At 64.2% G+C, this 20,418-nt stretch carries 7 protein-coding genes; 4 read left to right on the top strand and 3 right to left on the bottom strand.

Going from position 1 to position 20,418, the window contains the following annotated elements:
- Nucleotides 1-115: 115 nt before the first annotated feature.
- The 3 genes from FJ973_RS20620 to FJ973_RS20610 form a co-directional block, all read right to left on the bottom strand.
- A complete protein-coding gene (locus FJ973_RS20620; protein ID WP_140495085.1) occupies nucleotides 116-1,774 on the bottom strand; it encodes an ABC transporter substrate-binding protein in 1,659 nt (552 codons plus the stop codon).
- 262 nt (nucleotides 1,775-2,036) lie between these two features.
- Complete coding sequence (locus tag FJ973_RS20615) at nucleotides 2,037-8,090, bottom strand: translocation/assembly module TamB domain-containing protein (RefSeq protein ID WP_140557462.1); 6,054 nt, start codon at nucleotides 8,088-8,090, stop codon at nucleotides 2,037-2,039.
- Between the two features lie 2 nt (nucleotides 8,091-8,092).
- Complete coding sequence (locus tag FJ973_RS20610) at nucleotides 8,093-10,018, bottom strand: autotransporter assembly complex family protein (RefSeq protein WP_140521247.1); 1,926 nt, start codon at nucleotides 10,016-10,018, stop codon at nucleotides 8,093-8,095.
- Between the two features lie 273 nt (nucleotides 10,019-10,291).
- Here FJ973_RS20610 and FJ973_RS20605 point away from each other — a divergent pair, with 273 nt between their 5' ends.
- From FJ973_RS20605 to cysT, 4 genes are all read left to right on the top strand, one after another.
- Nucleotides 10,292-15,790, top strand: coding sequence for an alpha-2-macroglobulin family protein (locus FJ973_RS20605; RefSeq protein ID WP_140557461.1), 5,499 nt, complete (start codon nucleotides 10,292-10,294; stop codon nucleotides 15,788-15,790).
- A gap of 212 nt (nucleotides 15,791-16,002) precedes the next feature.
- Nucleotides 16,003-18,096 (top strand): penicillin-binding protein 1C, encoded by a 2,094-nt coding sequence (pbpC, locus tag FJ973_RS20595; protein ID WP_140557460.1) that lies wholly within the window; start codon nucleotides 16,003-16,005, stop codon nucleotides 18,094-18,096.
- A gap of 574 nt (nucleotides 18,097-18,670) precedes the next feature.
- Nucleotides 18,671-19,696, top strand: a complete 1,026-nt coding sequence (locus FJ973_RS20585; protein WP_140495068.1) for a sulfate ABC transporter substrate-binding protein — start codon at nucleotides 18,671-18,673, stop codon at nucleotides 19,694-19,696.
- Between the two features lie 21 nt (nucleotides 19,697-19,717).
- A partial coding sequence (cysT, locus tag FJ973_RS20580; protein ID WP_140557459.1) for a sulfate ABC transporter permease subunit CysT occupies nucleotides 19,718-20,418 on the top strand: 701 nt, incomplete at its 3' end.

Raw genomic sequence — 20,418 nt, 5'->3', positions numbered from 1 at the left:
GGTTCAACCCTGTATCAAAAACCTTGTGACGTCACGCCGCCGCTGCATCCAATGCAACGGCGGCGATGCCGCGGGAGCGAAAGGCGCTGGCGCCCCGCTCCCGACAGGCTGTGGGTCACGCCTGATCGAGCCAGACCTTGCCGAAGTCGTGCTCGTAGGTGGGGTGCATCGAGTGGTTCTTCACCTCGGGCTTGATGTTGATGTAGAGCTTGCGCCAGTAAGGCTGGATGATGATGCCGGAATCCTGCAGCATCTGCTCGATGTCCTTCATCACCACCTTGCGCTTCTCCGCGTCGGCGATCCCGAGCGCCTCGTTGACCTTCTTGTCGAAGTCCGGATTGGCGTAGGCCGTCTCGTTCCAGGCTTCACCCGAGCGGTAGGCGATGGCGATGACCTGGATGCCAAGTGGACGCATATTCCAGTTGGTTTCCGAGAACGGATATTTCGTCCAGTCGTTCCAGAAGGTCGAGCTCGGCAGCACGGTGCGCTTCACCTTGATGCCAGCCTCGCGCAGTTGGGCTGCGATCGCGTCCGTGGTGTTCTTGTGGTAGTCCTCGTCGTTGCTGATCAGCTCGTGTTCGAAATCGATCACGCCGGCTTCCGTCAGCATCTGCTTGGCCTTGGCGATGTCGCGCTTGATTTTGGGCAGCTCGACATATTCGGGATGGATCGGCGCGACATGGTGGTTCTCGGCCGGCGTGCCGGCATTGCCGTAGCCGAGCTGCAGCACCACCGAGTTGTCGACGGCCAGACACATCGCCTGACGCACTTTCTGGTCGCCATAAGGCTTGGCGTTGACGTTGAAGCGCGACACCACGGTGGCGGCGGTCACGACCTCGGAAGGCGGCGCGCCGACGTCTGCGATGATCTTGACGTAGTCGGCGGTCGTCTCATGGTTGGTCTGAACTTCGCCCGATTCGAAGGCCGAAACCGTTGCGGCCGGATCGGTGCCGTAATCGATGAACTCGACGCCATCGAGGAAGGCTTCGCCCTGCCACCACTTGCCGGTCTCGCGGCGCTTGTAGACGACCTTCTGGCCGACGTCGTAGGAGACGAGCTCGAACGGACCCGTACCGATCGGGCAGTTCTTGAAGTTGGCGCCCTTCTCGTCGAAGCTCTTGTGCACCACCAGTGCCGGATAATCGGTCAGGTTGGGGATGATGGCGATATCGGGTTTGGTGAGCTTCAGCTTGACGGTCATGTCGTCGACCTTGATGACCGACCCTTCGCGCAATTTCTTGGTCTTGTCATCGACGAGGCTGCCGAGACGGCCCGGCATGGAGTTGCCTTCCGCGGCCTTGTCGGCCCAGCGGGTGAAATTGTAGATCACGTCGTCGGCGGTGAACTTGTCACCATTGTTCCATTCGACGCCCGGCCGCACATGCAGCGTGTACTCGGTGGCGTCGTCATTGATGTCCCAGCTTTCCAGGAGATAGGGCGCGAATGTGTACTGGTGGGTGTATTTCACCAGCGGCTCGAGCGCCTGCCTCTCGGCATTGGAGATTTCCGACCAGTCGGCCGTGCGCGGATCCTTGGGATCCTTGACCGACATTGCCACCTTGAGCACGCCGCCTTTCTTACCCTGCACGTCCTCGGCCTTGGCCGGCGTCGGGGCGGCGAGCCCCAGAAGGCCATAGGCCATGGCCGTCGAAGCGCCGAAGACGCTGGCGAGCGCGAGGAATTCGCGGCGATCGACCTTACCCGACTTGGCCTCTTCGGCCATGGCCAGGATGTGATCCGGAACGCTATCGCCATTACTCTTGTAGATTGTCATGACTAACTCCCATTGTTGGCTTTCCGCCGATTAACATTCCGCATCCAGGCCATGATGTCAAAGACGGCATGGTTGGGAACATATTGACGAATGTGCAACTTTGGAGGGGGAGCGGTTCGCGTGATAGCGACAGTCTTGGCGCAAAATTGCTAGTGCGCGACGGATTTCCACTAAATCTCTTCAGGCGATTAAACTGAGACATTGGCGCGGTTTGCGACAGGACCAGCCCTCGCCAGGATGAGGGCCAGCCCAAGTCTCCGCTTCAATATTCCTTCTCGTAGAAGATGCCGCCCTTGGCTTCGCCGGCGTCCGTCGCCTCGCCGCGCAGTTTGACGCCACGTCCCACGTTGAGGTCGATCGTGGCCTTGCCCGAGCCCGGCTTGTCGCCTTTCTGGATCGTCACATAGGTGCGGTCGTTGAGGTACTTGCCGGCAGAAACCGCCGTGCCGCCCTTTTCGTCGGTGGTGACATCGAGATCGTCGACGCCGATCGCGCTGCGCAGGTTTTCCAGCAGCGACGTCGAGCCGCCGACACCGGCGAGTTGCCCGGCGGCTTCGGCCAGTTGCGCGATCTGCAGCGGCGACAGGTTCGACATGGACCGCCCGAAGATCAGTTGCGCCAGCACCTCGTCCTCGGGCAGCGCCGGCACCGAGGTGAAGGTGAATTTCGGATTGGTCGCCTCGCCCGACACCACGATGGTGACGGTTGCGCTGCTCGTGGTCGTTGTCGCGGTCAGGTTGAGATAGGGCACCAGCGAGCCAGAAAAGCCGACCGTGCCCTCGGTGAAGGTCAGCCGCTTGCCGAGAATCGACAGCCGCCCGCGTTGCAGCGTGAAAGTGCCGACCGCTTGCGGCGATGAGGCCGGACCGGTCAGCCTGAGCGAGCCGCCGAGTTCGGCGTCCACGCCCCTGCCCTGGATGAAGATCTGGTTCGGCGCGTTGACGGTGACATCCAGCACAAGGCCGCTGCCACCCGTCTTGCCGCTGGTCGTGGCCGGGCGCAATGCCTTGTCCTGCGCCCTCACCGCGCCGGGCGCGTTCTTGTGTTTGACATCGAGCGCCGAAAGCGAACCTGGCAATTTGTCCGGAACGGTGATCACGGTCTTGGCAAGGTTGACGGTGCCGGCAATCACCGGCGCCGACGTCAGCGGTCCTTTGATCGTCAGGTCGCCGCCAAGATTGGCGGTGACCACCCGCCCATCGGTGTAGCGGCCGTCGGTGAGCTTGATCGACAGATCGGCCGGGAACCCCTGCGCCGGATTGATACCGACCGTGCCGCTGGCCGACAGGCTGCCGCGCGTCGACAGCGTCCCGGTCAGCCGGTTGATCCTGGCGACGCCATTGCCGATGGAAATTTCGGCTGCGATGTCGTTGACCGCAAGCCCGGAACGCGCGTCGAGCAGGCGGGCGCCCGACGTGCTGATGCTGCCGCCGATGACCGGCGATGTCGCGGGACCGCGTACCTGCACATTGACACTCGCGGTCCCCGTCAGCGACAGGCCTTGCGCGGCGAGCTTCTGACTGAGGATGCCGAACGGCACGGCGCCATTGAAGTCGAGCGCGAGCGCCGGCGTGCCTGATGTCGTCACCGTGCCGCCCCCCTTGAGACCAAGGCCGGCCCCATCGCTGACATTGGCGTTGAAGGTCAGCTTGTTGCCGGCAAAGGTGCCGGAGGAAGAGACACTCACCGCACCGACCCCCGCGCCGCGGGTCCGCGAAGTCTGCACGCCGGCAGCGTCGAGGTTGAACGCCACACTGGGGCTGGCTGGTGCCCCGGTGACCTTCACCGTGCCCGAAATCGAACCGGCGGCATCGAGACCCCGCGAAAAACTGTTGGCAAGCGAGATCGGCACCCGCGCCAGCGCCGCGTTGATGTCGAGCGCCTGCCCGATCTTGCCGGTCACCGTCGCCGTGCCGCCGCCCAGGTTGAGCACCAGCCTGTCCAGCGTCGTCGTGCCATTGGCGATGGTGACGGTCGAAGCCTGCGCGATGGCAGCCTTTATGCCTTGGACGGTCGCCTCGCCGGAAGCAAGCTCTATGGTCGTCGTGCCGTTTGCCGCCTTCACGCGGCCCGCGGCCCTCGCCGGAATTCCTTTCACCGTCGCGCCGCCGGAAAAGCCGGTCCAGTCGCCGTCACGCTTCAGGTCGACATCGATGCCGCTGATCACCGTGCCGCCCGACGTGACGGTGTCGGCATGGATTTTTCCGGAGATGACCGGAGCGGCGAGGTAATTGGCGATCAATGCGTCGATCGACACGGCCTTCGCCTGAAGATCGCCGCGCGTGACCGAGGCGGTCGTAGCCTTGATGGCGACCTGCGGTGCGGCACCGTTCTTCGAGAACGCAATCGTGCCGCGCACATCACCTTCCGCTTTTTCCAGCGCCAGTGCGGCAAGCGGTCCTATATCGGGCAGGTCGAGAGAGATCGTGCCTTCGGGTATGAACTTGTCGTCCAGCGCCAGGTCGCCGGAAATCCTGTTTTGGCCCAGCGACAAAAGCAGGCCATTGATGGCGCTCTTGCCGTCCGCGGTCGCCAGCACCGCACTGCCTTGCAAGGGTTGGCCCGCGACATTGCCTGTCAGCTGCACATTGGCCGCCGGCTTGGCCGCGTCGGCTTTGCCGGTGGCGGTTAGTCTGAGCCCGGTGATCTCGCGCGACGCCACCGAAAGCTTGTCGCTGTCGACGGTCAGCGACAGATCCGGCGCGGTCGCCGGGCCCTGCGCATTCAGCGCAAAGGCGATAGCGCCTTTGGCATCCTTCGACAGCAGCGAAACATCGCCCAGCACGCCCTTGATGTCGGCGGCCAGCGTATTGTCGGCAAGGCTCGCCTGCCCCTGTGCGGTCAGCGCGCCGGAGGCCAGCGTCAATCCGCCTATGGCGATATTACCGTTGGGTTCGCGCTTCAGCATGGCGCTCAACTGCGCCCGTTCGCCAAGCATGCCGCGTGCTGCGGCCGGCAGGGCCGACGATGGAGCATCCGCCTTCAGCTTGAGGTCGATGGCGCCGTCACGCAGCGACACCAGGCCGGCGACCTCGCTGTTGAGCGCGTCGCTTTTGAGCGAGCCGCTGTCGATGGCGACAGCGTCGGCTGACAGGCGCCCGCTGAGCGCGGCCGTGACCTTGCCGGCGATCAGCGGCGCGATCGTGGGATTGTCGAGCCCAACCCTATCCACCGAAACTGTGCCCGAAACCGGCCCGGCGCGGTTCTTCAGATCGAACGCATCCGAGTGCAATACCAGGCTCAGCCCGTCCACCTTCGCCGGTCTCGTGGCGATCGAGGGCAGGATCGCGGACATATCCAATCGGGCCCGCGTGCTCTCGCCCGCCACCTTTGCCGACAGCGACCGGACCTCGATCTTGATGGGACTCTCGGCGCTTCCGATCGTGAGCGGCAGACTTGGACCGGATGAGACGAGGTCAAGGGCGAAATCGCTGGCGCCGTTCGGATTGATCGTGCCGGCGGCTTGACCGGAAACCTTGTCACCGGAGAGCGTCGCGTGGTCGAGGACGACGCCGCCGGCCATGGTGTAGCTGCCGGCCGCGTCGACTGCGAGCTGCCCAAGCCCGGTCTGGCGGGTTTGGCTTGTTTCGACACCGGCCAGTTGCACATTGAACCGGACGTCCGGAGCCGACGGCGAGCCCGTTACCTCAGCGCTGCCATCAAGCGTTCCAGCGGCATCGAGGCCGGGCGAAAAGCCGTTGGCAAGGGCAGCCGGCAAGGCGGAGACCTTTGCCGCGAGATCGAGCGTCTGGCCGGCGGTACCGGACAGCGCCACCGAGCCGCCGCCGACATCGAGCGCTAATTTTTCGATGCTGGTGGTGCCATCGGCGATACTGAGCATAGATGGCTCGGCAATTGCCGCCTTGATGCCGCGAATCGTAGCCTCGCCCGAGGCGATCTCGACGCTGGTGACGCCATCGGCGATCTTCAGGCGCCCCGCCGCCTTCGCTGGAATGCCGGATACCGTGGCGCCGCCGGCAAAATTCGTCCAGTCTCCGTCGCGCTTCAGATCGACGATGATGCCGCCGACTTGGGTGGTCCCTGACGTCACAGCATCGGCCTTGATCGAGCCTGAAATCGCCGGCGCCTTGAGATAGTTGGCAATCAGGGCATTGACGGCGATTGTGCTGGCCGTCACCTCGCCTCGCGCAATCGACGTGCTCTTCGCGTCAATGGCAACGGAGGGCGCGTCGCCACTCTTGGCAAAGCGGATGGTGCCGTTGATGTCGCCGGTCACCGCCTGGCCGGCCAGCGCCGCAAGCTGATCGATTGCAGGCGCAGAAAGAATGAGCGTGCCCAGCGGCATGAACTTGTCATCCAGTGCCAGATCGCCCGACACCTTGTTGTCACCCAGCGACACCGCAAAGCCATTGATCGAGCGCTTGCCTTCGCTCGTCACCAGCGCCGCCTTGATGTCGAGCGGCTGGTCGTTGACGGCGCCTGTCAGCGAGACATTGGCGGAAGGGTTAGCAATGTCGGCCTTGCCGCTCGCGGTCAGCTTGATCGCCTTCACCGTGCGGCCCGAGGCCGTCAGGCTATCGCTGTCGGCGGAAACCGTGAAATCCGGCGCGGTCATGGCGCCGCTTGCCGACAGGGCGAAATCGACACCGCCCTCGACCGGGACGCCGACCGTCGGCGACAGCACCGAAACATCACCCAGCCGGCCTTTGATATCGGCCAGGATGTCGGTACCTTGCATGCTGGCGGTACCGCTGGCGCTGAGCGAACCGGACGTGAGTTCGATCGAGTTGGCGGCGAACGAGCCCTGCGGATCGCGCGACGCTGTGGCCGAGAACTTCACCCGCCCGCCGAGCACCGAGGCGATCTGCTGCGGGAAGGCGGTCGCCACGGCATCGGCATTCATCTTGAGCTGCATCGACAGGTCGGCGAGCGCCACGGTCGCCGTCAGCGAGGCATTGAGCGCATCGGACCGGAGCGTGCCCTGATCGATGACAATGGCGTCCTTGCTGAGGGAACCAGCCAGGCCGACATCGACCTTGCCAGTGACCAGCGGCGCCAGCGTCGCGACGTCGGTTTTCAGGCCACCGGCCCCAAGCTTGACGGTAACCGGCCCGGTGCGGTTCTGGATGTCGAAACCGTCGGAGTGTATCTGCGCCGCCAGGTCGTCTAGCCGCGTGCCGCCGACGACGATCGAAACGAAGGAGGCGCCGATATCGACGACCGGCGCCTTGCCGTCGCCGAACGCCCGGGCGGTGGCATTCTTGATCGCCAGCGTGATCGGCTGCGCCTTGCTGCCGACGCTAACCACCACGGGTGGCCCCTTGGCGGCGAGTTCGACCGAAAGATCGCTGGCTCCGGCGGGATCGACGATACCGGTCGCGGTGCCGTGCACGGCATCACTGTCGATGTTGGCCCGGTCGACACTGATCCCGCCCGCCGTCGTGGCAGTGCCCGCCATATCGAAGCTGGTCTTACCGACAAACAATGGTTTCAGGTTCTCCGGCAGGAAGCGGGCGAAATCGCCGTCGCCCTTGGCTTCGAGATAGTTACCCTTGTCGGTGAGCTGATGGCGGCCGGTGAGCTGGGTTACGATCCGATGATCGACAAGGAAGGTACCGACGCCACTCCAGTTGGCCAGCGGCCCGGTGCCCGAGACGACGATGTCGACCGGCGGCGTGTCCGGCAGATTGAGCAGATTGGCGATGATGCCGCCGGCCGGTTCCGACGCCTTGAGGTTGAGGTCGAGCTTGTTGTCCGCTGGCGCGAAATGGATCTGCGCGTCGACATTGCCCTGTTTGCCGTCATGGCGGGTAATGTTGAGCACCGTCTCGACCGACAGCGGTGCGGCGTCGGCCTTCACCGAGGCCTTGGCGGCGAGTTCGGCGATGCCGCTGCCGGCCAGTTGTTGGCCGAGCGCGACTTCCGGCAAGTCGATCTGCTTGATATCAATGGAAACCGGCAGCGTCGTCGCGCCGCCTTGCGCCGGCTGCTGCGTGCCGGCCACCGGCAGACGCGCAAGTTCGATGCGCTCCGCCGCGATGCGGTCGGCGCTGAAGTTTTTGGACAACAGTGCCAGCGGCGACCAGTCGATGGCCACCTTGCGCGCCACCAGCCAGGCGCCCTCGCGGTCCTCCAGCACGACATGGTCGACACTGAGCGCGCCCGACCAGATCCCGTCGATGCCGCTGACGGTGACCTTACGCTCGTCGCTCGAGGCCAGGCGCGAAATGATGCCGGCGAGATTGTCGCGTCCACGCTCGGTCTTGGTCAGCACGAAAAGCGCGCCGATGGCGCCTGCTACCACGATCAGCAGCGTGTAGAGAAAAATGCGAAGGATGCGCCAGACCGTCTTCATGTTCAAAACGCTTGGCCAATGCCGGCATAGATGCCGAAATGAGGGTCGCCTGGGTCGCGGTTGAGCGGCACGGCGGCGTCGATACGCAGCGGCCCGAATGGCGTCACATAGCGCAAGCCGACGCCGGCGCCCACCTTGACGTCGGAAAAATCGGGGAACGACTTGGTCGATACCGTGCCGGCATCGACGAACGGCACGATGCCGATCGTGTCGGTGATGGCGATACGCATTTCAACCGAGGTCTCGAAGAAGGACAGGCCGCCGATCGGCTGGCCGGTGAAATCCTTGGGGCCGATGCCCTGATAGGCATAGCCGCGCACCGAGCCGCCGCCGCCGGAATAGAAACGCCGGTCGGCAGGCACGTTCTGCAGGCTGGTGCCGACGATCGAGCCAAGTGCGACACGTTCCGCCAGCACGAATTTCGAAGCGGTATCCAGCGACTGATAGGCCGATCCCTCGCCCTTCAGCTTGAGGAAGGCGGCACCGCTCAATATGTCGTAGCTCGGCTCGGCATAGGCCAGCAACCTGAAGCCCTTGGTCGGGTTCAGCCTGACGTCCCTGTTGTCATAGACATATTGCAGCGGGATGCTGGCGATCAGGTATTTATGTTTGCCAAAGGAATCGTGGATGCGTGAATAGTCGAGCGCGACCTCGGCCGACACGGTTTGGTTCTTGGTCAGTTCATAGGACAGGCCGGTGTTGCCCTTGACCGAGAAATGGTCGTAGGCGTCGGGATGTTCGAGCACGGTCTTGATGCCGGCGAAGAATTTAGATGCCGGCCCGATCACGCCGGGTTTCTCGAACATGATGCCGGCATTGTAGTTCAATTCGGACAGGTCATTGCTGCCGATGCCGCTGATGGCTCCGTCGATGCGCAGCTTCTCGGCCCGGCCGAACAGGTTGCGATGGCCCCAATACCCCTCCAGCCCCAGCCCTTCCGTATTCGAGAAGGTGCCGCCCAGCCCGAAATAACGCGGCTTGCGCTCGCTGACCTGGACGCCGATCGGAATGTTGCCCTCGGCATCGAGCTTGTCGGCCTCCTTGAAAGTCACGCTGTTGAAGACCTCGAGCGCCAGCAGCCTGTCGCGCGCATCGTCGATCTCCTGAGGCGAGTATTGCCGGCCACGTTTCAGCCCGGTCATGTATTCGGTGAAGTCGCGGTCGACCTTCTCGGTGCCTTCCACCGTGGTCGCGCCATAGCCGGCGACTGGCCCGGCAGCAACCGTCAGCGTCACGTCGAGGGTCGACGTGTCATGGTCGGCGACGATGTGCCTGCTGGTCACCTCGGCCAGCGGCCTGCCCTGCTCCTTCAGCGTGCGCACGATCAGCGCCTCGGCCTTGAGCACCGCGCCAGACCCAGCGTCGCCGCCTGATATCAGGCCGTAATCGGCGCTCATCAGTCCAGCGGCGTCACCCTCCAGCCGGATATCGCCGAGGGTGAATTTGGGACCCGCGGCGATGTTGACGGCCACGGGAATGGGCTGCGGACCCTTGAATTCGGCGTCCGGCGGCAATTCGTCCAGCGGCTTGCCCTCGATGGTGATGGTGACGACGCCTTCGTAGCGGGCATCGGCGTAGAGCGCCGCCACAAGCTGTTCTCGATCGCTGCGCGCCTTGGCCATCAGACCGAGCGAGCCGGAGACGGGATGGTCTTCGTCGCTCTTCAGCGCCGAGGCGTTTTCGAGCTTTTTTACCAGGTCCTTGTCGGCGTCGGGCGCGGAGATGGTCACGGCGTAGCGCATCGGATCGACGATGTCGGCATCCTCATCGCTCGATGAGCCCCACAGCTTGATGCCGAAGATTTCGAAGGCGGCCGCCGGTCCCAGCCCGGCGATCAGCGAGCAGCAGATCACGGCCAGAAGCAGCGCGCGCGAAAGCACGCGCTTTGGCTCGGTACCCCCTGACATCTGCCTTTCATACGCCGGCATTAAGACAACCTACTTTACAAACCTAAAATTGGAATGAAGTTCTGAAGCGCTCGTAAAGGGGCCACAATCCAATTGTCTGAAATAGGACGGGCTTGGAATTCACACCTTTTGCATTGCCGCAAGAATGCGTGATCCCCTGTCCTATGGAGGTACTACCGGCTGTTGGCCGGAAAGGAAACCGTTGGCAGGCGGAACCCTGCCGCGTCCTCATGTTGACAAGCCTGAGTGAAGCTTGAACATGCCCGGACGTCTGCAAATTGTCTGGAGGGTGTTATGGCAATGCGCGCGGCTCGTCGTCTGTCTTTCCTGATCCTTCTCTTCTTCGCCTGGGCCAATGTCTTGGCCTGGGGTAACGTCGCGCAAGCGGCCGAAGCACGGCGAGTCGCAACGACCGACAATTCCGACTATTTCGGTTTCGACCTCCGGTCCGACCAGAACGTCACGCTCGATCAATGCAAGACCACCTGCCTGGGCGATCCCGCCTGCCGCGCCTTCACCTATAACACCAAGGCCAAATGGTGCTTCCTCAAATCCGATTATAACCAGTTGAAGCCCTTCAACGGCGCGGTCGCGGGCAAGGTCGTCAATATCGACGGCGACCCCGACATCGGCGCGCCGCCGGAACTCGCCTTCTTCCCCAACTGGATGGCTGACCAGGCCCAGCAATACCGTAACCGGCTGCTCGGCCCGGCCTATGACAGGCCGACCGAGGGCATGGCCGCGCTGACCACGGCGGCCGAGCAGGCGGTGCTCACCGGCGATCATCGCACTGCCGTGCAGAAATACGAGGCCGCGGTCTCTGTCATGCCCGACGATGGCCAGCTCTGGCTCAACCTGGCGCGCGAAACGCTTGCCGTGCAGCCGGCGGCCAACACATCCGAGGCCTCCACCTTGCCGGCAAACGGTACGTCGGCCGCCTTCAATGCCTACAAGCTCCTGCGTACAGCCAGGACGCGGGCGGAGACGCTGGCGCTCATCGGCTCCGGCCTCGACAAGCGCGACCTCTATCGCCCCGCCCTGCAGGCCTATGAAGCCAGCCTTGCCCTGGTACCTTCGCCTGCGGTCCAGGCCGACTATTCCGATCTCAAGGCTCGCAAGGGTTTCCGCGTCATCGACCACACCGTCGATGCCGACACCAGCGCCCCGCGCATCTGCGCCCAATTCTCCGAGGAACTGGTCAAGACCGGCGTCGATTACGCACAATTCGTCACCGTCGACAAGCAGCCGCCCAAAGGCGTTGAAGCCAAGGACAAGCAGATTTGCGTCGAAGGACTGGAACACGGCCAGCATTATGACGTGACCTTCCGCGCCGGCCTGCCGGCCGCCATCGGCGAAGTGACCGCCGCGCCCGTCGTGCTGTCGATCTATGTGCAGGACCGTGCGCCTTCGGCCCGCTTCACCGGCGACAGCTTCGTGCTGCCGGCCGGCGCGCGCCGCGGCATCCCCGTCGTCACTGTCAACATGAACGCCGCCGAGATGAAGCTCTATCGCATCGGCGACCGCTCGCTGGCCCAGCTTCTGTCCGGCTACCAGTTCCTGCATCAGCTCGACAGCTACGACATCTCAAACATTTCCGAGCAGATGGGCGAGCCGGTCTGGGAAGGCCAGCTCGACATCGCCAACGACCTGAACAAGGAGGTCACCACCTCCTTCCCGGTCGACGAGGCGCTGCCGCGGCGCAAGCCCGGCGTCTATGTGCTGACTGCCCAGGCTGTCAGCGAGAAGAGCGACGACTACAACTCGATGGCCACGCAATGGTTCGTTGTTTCCGACATCGGCCTCTCGACCTATACCGGTCAGGACGGGCTCAATGTCTATGCCCGTTCGCTGGGCAGCGCCAAGCCGATAGCGGGCGCCGAACTGACGCTGGTTGCCCGCAACAACGAGATCCTCGGCACCGCGACTTCGGATGCCGATGGTCATGCCGTGTTCAATCCCGGCCTAACACGCGGCGACGGCGGCATGGTGCCGGCCGTGCTGATGGCCAGGCAGGGCGATAACGACTTTGTCTTCCTCGACATGGCCCGCGCCGGTTTCGACCTGTCCGACCGCGGCGTCACTGGACGCGCAGCGCCGGGCGCGCTCGATATCTACGCCTGGACCGAGCGCGGCATCTACCGCGCCGGCGAGGAGGTGCATGTTGCGGCTCTTGCCCGTGACGGCGCCGCCAAGGCGGTCGAGAACCTGCCGCTGACCTTCATCTTCTCGCGCCCGGACGGCGTCGAGGATCGCCGCGTCGTCAGCGATGGCGCGTCAGCCGGCGGGCACGCCGTCGATCTGCCGCTCCAGCCAAACGCCATGCGCGGCACCTGGTCGGTATCGATCTATACCGATCCCAAGCAACCGGCCGTCGCCAGCCAGATGTTCCTGGTCGAGGATTTCGTGCCGGACCGCATCGAATTCGACATGAAGGCCGACAAGCAGGAGATCGCGCAGGGCGAAACCGCCAACATCACCGTCGACGGCCGCTTTCTCTATGGCGCACCGGCTGCTGGCCTCGCGCTCGAAGGCGAACTGACCCTGTCGACCGCGCGTGACTGGGACCGCTTCAACGGCTATTCCTTTGGCCTTGCCGACGAGCAGTCGTCGGAACCGACCGTCATCCCGTTCACCGATCTTCCGGTGGTCGGCGAGGATGGCAAGGCGACCTTCCCGGTCTCCGTCGAGCAACTGCCGTCGACCACGAAGCTCATCGACGCCAAGGTGACGGTCCGTATGCGTGAGACCGGCGGCCGCGCAATCGAGCGCTCGCTTAATATCGGCATCCGCCCGCAAGGCCACATGATCGGCATCCGGCCGGACTTTGCCGATGATGAAGTGCCGCAGGGCGGCACGGCGAAATTCAGCCTGATCGCCGTCGACCCCGACGGCCAGCGCGAGGCGCTGAAAGGTGCGCAATGGTCGCTGGTCAAGGTCGAGCGCAATTACCAGTGGTACCGCTCCAACAACTCATGGAATTACGAACCCGTCACCTTCACCAAATCGATCGCCAATGGCCAAGTCGACCTTGGCGCCGACGGCGAGGCGACAGTGTCGATCCCGGTCGACTGGGGCCGCTACCGGCTCGAGGTCGAGACAGCGGATCCGGAAGGACCCGCGACCAGTTATGAGTTCGATGGCGGCTGGTATGTCTCCTCCACCACTACCGAAACGCCTGATGGTCTCGAGATCGCCCTCGACAAGGACAATTATGCCGCCGGCGAAGTGGCCAGGCTCAAGGTCTCGCCGCACTTTGCCGGCGAACTTCTGGTCAACATCGGTTCCGACAAGCTGTTGAAGACCGTCACGGCGTCGGTGCCGGCCGGCGGCGGCACGGTCGACATCCCGGTCGGCGACGACTGGGGCGCCGGCGCCTATGTTACGGCAACCCTGTTCCGGCCTGGCGACGCGCAGGAAAGCCGCATGCCGGCCCGCGCCATCGGCGTGAAATGGCTGAAGGTCGATCCGGGCTCGAAGAAGCTCGCCGTCACCCTTACCCCGCCGGACAAGACCATGCCGCGCCAGCAGCTGTCGATCCCGGTCGCGGTCGCCGGCGTAGAGCCCGGCAGCAACGCCTATGTCACTGTCGCCGCCGTCGATGTCGGCATCCTCAACCTGACCAACTACAAGGCGCCGGATCCTGAGAATTGGTTTTTCGGCCAGCGCATGCTGGGCATGGAAATCCGTGATCTCTACGGCGGCCTGATCGACGGCTCTCTCGGTACTATGGGCAAGCTCAGGACCGGCGGCGACGGCGCCAACATGCAGGCGCAGGGCAGTCCGCCGACCGAAAAGCTGGTCGCCTTCTTCTCCGGCCCGGTGCAGCTCGATGCCGACGGCAAAGCACGCGTCGACTTCGATATTCCGCAGTTCAACGGCACGGTTCGCGTCATGGCCGTCGCCTGGACCAAGGAAGCGGTCGGCCACGCCCAGTCGGACGTGATCGTGCGCGATCCGGTGGTGATCACCGCCGGCCTGCCGCGCTTCCTGGCGCCCGGCGACGCCGCCGTCATGCGGCTCGACATTGCGGACACCGACGGTCCGGCCGGCGACTATGCGCTGTCGATCGACACGACGGGGGACCTCTCGACGGGCGACAAGCCCCTGCCCCAGAAACTGACGCTGGCGCAGGGCAAGCGCCAGACCCTGACCGTGCCGCTGATCGCACAGACGGCAGGCAATGCCTCGCTCACCATCAAGCTGGCGCACGCCGACGGCACCAAGGTCGAGCAGACGCTCTACGTGCCGGTGCGTCCGGCGCAATTGCCGGTCACCACCCGCTTGGTGGTCGACCTCAAGGGCAATGGCGGCGCGCTGCGCGTCGACAAGGAGCTTTTGGCGGCAAGCCTGCTCGACGGCGCTTCGGTCAGTGTCGGCGTTTCGCAGGCGGCGGCCTTCGATGTGCCTTCGCTCCTGATGACGCTCGACCGCTATCCCTATGGCTGCGCCGAGCAGACCACCAGCCGGGCGATGCCCCTGCTCTATGTCAACGAAATGGCCTCGGGCGTCGGCATGGAGAGCGATCCCGAGCTGCGTGGCCGCATCCAGGACGCGATCTACAAGGTGCTGAGCTACCAGGCTTCGGGCGGCAGCTTCGGCCTGTGGGGCCCGGGCTCCGGCGATCTGTGGCTCGACGCCTATGTCACCGACTTCCTGACCAGGGCGCGCGAGCAGAAATACGACGTGCCGGCGCTCGCCATGAACCAGGCACTGGGCAATCTTCAGAACTCGCTTGGGTACGATCAGGACGTCCAGGACCGCGGCAGCGAGATCGCCTACGCGCTCTATGTGCTCGCCCGCAACAAGAAGGCCTCGATCGGCGATCTGCGCTATTACGCGGACACCCAGCTCGAGGCCTTCACCAGCCCGATGGCTGTCGCCCAGCTGGCGGCGAGCCTGGCGCTCTATGGCGACGCCCAGCGTTCGGAAGCGACCTTCCAGACGGCGCTGCGGCTCGCCAAGTCGAGCACGGACTATGACTATTATCGGTCGGACTATGGCTCGGCGCTGCGGGACGGCGCCGCGATGCTGGCGCTGGCGGCGGAATCAAAACCGGCGCCGACGATCGTGCCGGAATTGATCAAGCTGGTGACCAAACAACGCGCCGAGGTCCGCTGGACCAGCACCCAGGATGAATCCTGGATGCTGCTGGCGGCCCGGGCACTGAAGGAAGGCAATGATTCGATCACGCTTTCCGTCAATGGCGCGCCGCATTCCGGCGGCTATTCCAGCCAGGTCAACGGCAGCGATCTGGCCGACAGCCCGCTCACCATCGCCAACACCGGCAAGACCCCGCTGCAGGCCGTCGTCACCACCGTGGCGTCGCCGGTACAGCCCTTGCCGGCGGGAGGTGACGGCTTCACTATCGAGCGCACCTACTACAAGCTCGACGGCACCGAAGCCAATGTGACGGAGGCAACCCAGAACGAACGCTATGTCGTCGTGCTCAAGGTCAACGAACAGAACAACTGGCCTTCGCGCCTTTTGATTACCGACCTTTTGCCGGCCGGCTTCGAGATCGACAATCCCGGCCTGGTCTCCAGCGCGCAATTGTCGAACTTCTCCTGGCTGGCACAGACCGACGCCGCGCATCTGGAATTCCGCGACGACCGTTTCGTCGCCGCCTTCAACCCCAGCGACGGCGACCACGACCACAATCTGACGCTCGCCTATGTCGTGCGCGCCGTGACGCCGGGCACCTACGCTCATCCGGCCGCAACGGTGGAGGACATGTACCGGCCGCAATATTCGGCCCGCACCGCCACCGGCATGATGGAGGTCAAGGCGCCGTAAGGTGTCGAGGCGGACATGAACGTGAAGTTTGCGCTGCCCCTCATTGCCCTGCCGGGCATTTCTCCCCGTATAGTGACGGGGAGAAATGGCCCTGCACCAAGGCTTTCGCCAATTTTCAACGTTACAGAAAAGGCGCCGACGATTGCGACAGCTCCCTTCTCCCCGCCACTATGCGGGGAGAAGGTGCCGGCAGGCGGATGAGGGGCAGCGCCATGCCCTCAAGAAAATTCCTGCGCCGCGCGGCTATCGCTAGCACCTCCTTGGTGGCTGTTATTGCTGTTTCCGCCGCTACCCTGTGGCAGCTCGACCGCGCCTTCCCGCCTCCGCTTCCTGAAAAGCTTACCGTCTCGACGGAAGTCCAGGATCGTGACGGCCAGCTTTTGCGCGCCTTCGCCACGCCTGACGGCTATTGGCGGCTCGAAACCCGCCTCGACCAGGTCGACAAGCAGTTCGTCGACATGTTGGTCACCTATGAGGACAAGCGCTTCTGGAACCATGAAGGCGTCGATGTGCTGGCGCTTGCCCGCGCCGCCGGCCAGTTCGCCACCAGTGGCCACATCGTGTCCGGCGGCTCGACGCTGTCGATGCAACTCGCCCGCCTGATCGAGCCGCGCGACAGCCGCAGCCTCGGCTCCAAGCTCAAGCAGATGCTGCGCGCCATCCAGATCGAGCGGCGGCTGTCCAAGCGCGAGATCCTCGAACGCTATCTGACGCTGGCACCCTATGGCGGCAATCTCGAAGGCGTGCGCGCCGCTTCGCTCGCCTATTTCGGTAAGGAGCCGAAGCGGCTCACCGTCTCGGAAGCCGCGCTTCTCGTCGCCCTGCCGCAACTGCCGGAGAAGCGCCGGCCCGACCGCAACCTCGCGATCGCGCACGCCGCCCGCGACCGCGTGCTGTCCCGCATGGCCTCGGCTGGCCTGCTTGGCGAACGCGAGGCCGCGCGCGCCGCGCTCGACGATGTGTCTGGCCTGCGCCGTAGCTTGCCGGCGCTCGCCGCGCACGCCGCCTATGCGATGCTGCCCAAGGCGGTTCCCGGCCAGCCGCTTAAGCTGACGATCCGCAAGAGCGTCCAGGAAGGGTTGGAACAGGTAGCGCGCGACGCCGCCGCCAAGCTTGGGCCGCGTCTCTCCGTCGCCATGGTGCTGGCCGATTCCCGCACCGGCGATATTCTGGGCGAAGTCGGCTCGGCCAATTTCTTCGACGCCAGCCGCTCCGGCTGGATCGACATGACCAAGGTCGTGCGTTCGCCCGGCTCGACGCTGAAGCCATTCATCTACGGTCTTGCCTTCGAACAGGGACTGGTGGCGCAGGAAATGCTGATCGAGGACAGCCCGGCCGATTTCGGCGGCTACCGGCCGAAGAATTTCGATATGGGCTACCAGGGCGACGTCAGCATCCGCGAGGCGCTGCAACTGTCGCTCAACGTGCCGGCGATCCGCGTGCTCGACGCGGTCGGTCCCGCGCGGCTGACGGCCCGATTCCGCCAGGCTGGGGTAAACCCGATCCTGCCGGTCAACGAGGCGCCGGGCCTGGCCATCGGCCTTGGCGGCGTTGGGATTACGCTGCGCGATCTCGTCCAGCTCTATACAGGGCTCGCCAATGGCGGCAAGACGCACACGCTGCATGATGGCACCGAGCCGGCCGATGCCGAGCGCACCACCGCGACCATCCTCGACGACCAGGCGAGCTGGCAAATCATCGACATTCTGTCGGGCGTCAAGCCGCCCGAGGGTGCATTGCAGCGCGGCATCGCCTACAAGACCGGCACCTCCTATGGCTACCGTGATGCCTGGTCGGTCGGCTTCGACGGCCGTTACGTGCTGGGCGTCTGGGTCGGCCGGGCCGATGCAGGCGCGGTGCCTGGCCTGTCCGGCTATGTGTCGGCAGCCCCAATTCTGTTCGAGGGCTTTGTCCGCTCGGGTCTCGCCACCGTGCCGCTGCCGGGCAAGCCCCCCGGCGCCTTCACTCCTCGACGTAACGACCTGCCTGTGACGCTTGCCCGCTTCGGCGCCGGGTCCGACGGCCTGGTTCAGGCCTCGACCCCCACAGAGCCCGCGCCGACCATTATCTTTCCGCCCGACGGCGCCCGCGTCGATCTCGCCACCAACTCGGCCGACGCCTCGCCGCTGGTACTGAAGCTGCAAGGCGGGCGCGCGCCGTTCCGCTGGCTGGCCAACGGCAAGCCGCTGACCGGCATCGACCGCCGGCGCACCGCGACATGGCAACCGGACGGCACCGGCTACTCGACCTTGACCGTAATCGATGCGGCGGGACGCGCGGCAAGTGTGAAGGTGTTTGTTGAATAAGATTGCGCAAGCAATTCAGAGGATTGCGCTTCTTCGCCTAAGGTACAGCGCCTCGCGCCGACCTTCACCGGTAGCGGCGACAATACTCGCGACGCTAGTTCCTTTACCCGCAATCTCCTCCCAGCCCGCGCCGATGCCCTGCCCGCCGACTTCGTCCGCGTTGCCGGCCCCTCGATCCGCCAGGATATCCGTTACGCCGGAACGGACAATTTTCCTGTACCGCAAGCGAAGCAACGGCAAACCGCAAGCTGCTGCTCGGCGCGATGCACTCGGCCGGATTCAAGAACTATGCACGCGAATGGCGGCACCTGAACCACGATCCCTCCGCCAAGCAGCGCTTCGATTTCCCAGTCCAGCCGGATAGCGTGCCGACCAAATGCCACAGCCTTGCTTCGGCCCCGCTTGTTCCTAGATAGGTCGATGGGGATTCGCCAGCGGACGTTTGAGGGAAAATGTTTCTCCGCACCGCGAAATCAGGTCCAAGATTTTCTCCAAAACAACAAAAAAGGCAACATTTAATGCATCTAAATTCTACCAATTCGGTAGATTTGACGCGGGTTCAACGGAGGCAGAAATGACCAAACCTCGTTTCAGGAGACTGCTCGGCGCACTGGTCGCCACGTCTGTCCAGTTCGGCACGCTCGGTTTCGCGTTCGCCGATACCACCATTCTCAACGTGTCGTACGATCCGACACGCGAGCTCTACAAGGCTTATGACGAGGCCTTCGCCGCTCACTGGAAAGCCGAGACAGGGGAAACGGTCACCATACAGCAGTCGCACGGTGGATCGGGCGCACAGGCCCGGGCCGTGATCGACGGCCTCGACGCCGACGTGGTGACGCTGGCGCTCGAAGGCGATATCAACGCCATCGTCTCCAAGTCGAAAAAGATCAATCCGGACTGGCGCACGAAATTCGAGAACAATTCGGCACCCTACACCTCGACCATCATCTTCCTCGTCCGCAAAGGAAACCCCAAGGGCATCCACGACTGGAACGACCTGGTCAAGGACGGCGTCCAGGTGATTACGCCCAACCCGAAGACATCGGGCGGCGCACGCTGGAACTATCTCGCCGCCTGGGCTTATGCCAACGCCAATGACGGTGGCGACGAGGCCAAGACGAAGGAGTTCGTAGGCAAGCTCTATGCCAACGCTCCGGTGCTCGATACCGGTGCGCGCGGCTCGACGGTGACCTTCGCGCAAAAGGGCCTGGGCGACGTGCTGATTGCCTGGGAAAACGAGGCCTATCTAGCGCTCGACGAGTTCGGTGCCGAAAATTTCGATATCGTCTATCCACCGACCTCGATCCTGGCCGAGCCGCCGGTCGCTTTGGTCGACGCCAATGTCGATGCCAAGGGCACGCGCAAGGTCGCCGAAGCCTATCTGGGCTGGCTCTATTCCAAGGAAGCGCAGACGATCATCGCCAAGAACCACTATCGTCCGGCCAAGCCCGATCTGGTGCCGGTAGAGGACCTGGCCAAGCTACCGCCGATCAAGCTGGTCACCATCGACGACCCACAATTCGGCGGCTGGAAGAAAGCACAGCCTTACCATTTCGGCGATGGTGGTATATTCGACCAGATCTACAAGCCCCAGTAAGCAGTCGATATTCAGGACGATATGATCACAGCACCCGCTCGGGCGGGTTGGCGGTTTCGACAGCCGAGCGTCATTCCGGGTTTCGGATTGACGCTCGGCTTCTCGCTTGCCTACCTTACCCTCATCATCCTCATTCCGCTGTCGGGGCTGATCTGGCGCTCCGCGGCGCTGGGCTGGACCGATTTCTGGGTGATCGCCACCGACCGGCGCACCATCAACGCGCTCCGCATCAGCTTCGGCACCGCCTTTGTCGCGGCCGCCGTCAATGTCGTCTTCGGCACGCTGGTCGCCTGGGTGCTGGTGCGCTACCGCTTTCCCGGCCGCCGCATCGTCGATGCCATGGTCGACCTGCCCTTCGCGCTGCCGACGGCGGTGGCCGGCATCGCGCTGACCACGCTCTACGCGCCCAATGGCTGGATCGGCAAGCTGTTGCTGCCGCTTGGGCTCAAGGTCGCCTACACCCCGCTCGGCATCGTCATCGCGCTGGTCTTCATCGGCCTGCCCTTCGTCGTGCGCACCGTGCAGCCGATCATGGAGGAGATCGACAAGGAGGTGGAGGAGGCCGCCGCCACGCTCGGCGCCAGCCGCTTCCAGATCGTCACCCGGGTGCTGTTCCCGGGCCTGGCGCCGGCCATCGTCACCGGCTTCGCGCTGGCCTTCGCGCGCGGCGTCGGCGAATACGGCTCGGTCATCTTCATCGCCGGCAACCTGCCCTACAAGTC

It is taken from the genome of Mesorhizobium sp. B2-1-3, assembly GCF_006442495.1.
Taxonomy (GTDB): domain Bacteria; phylum Pseudomonadota; class Alphaproteobacteria; order Rhizobiales; family Rhizobiaceae; genus Mesorhizobium.
Note: the sequence above shows the minus strand (reverse complement) of the source record. Positions and strands in the feature narration are given on the sequence as shown.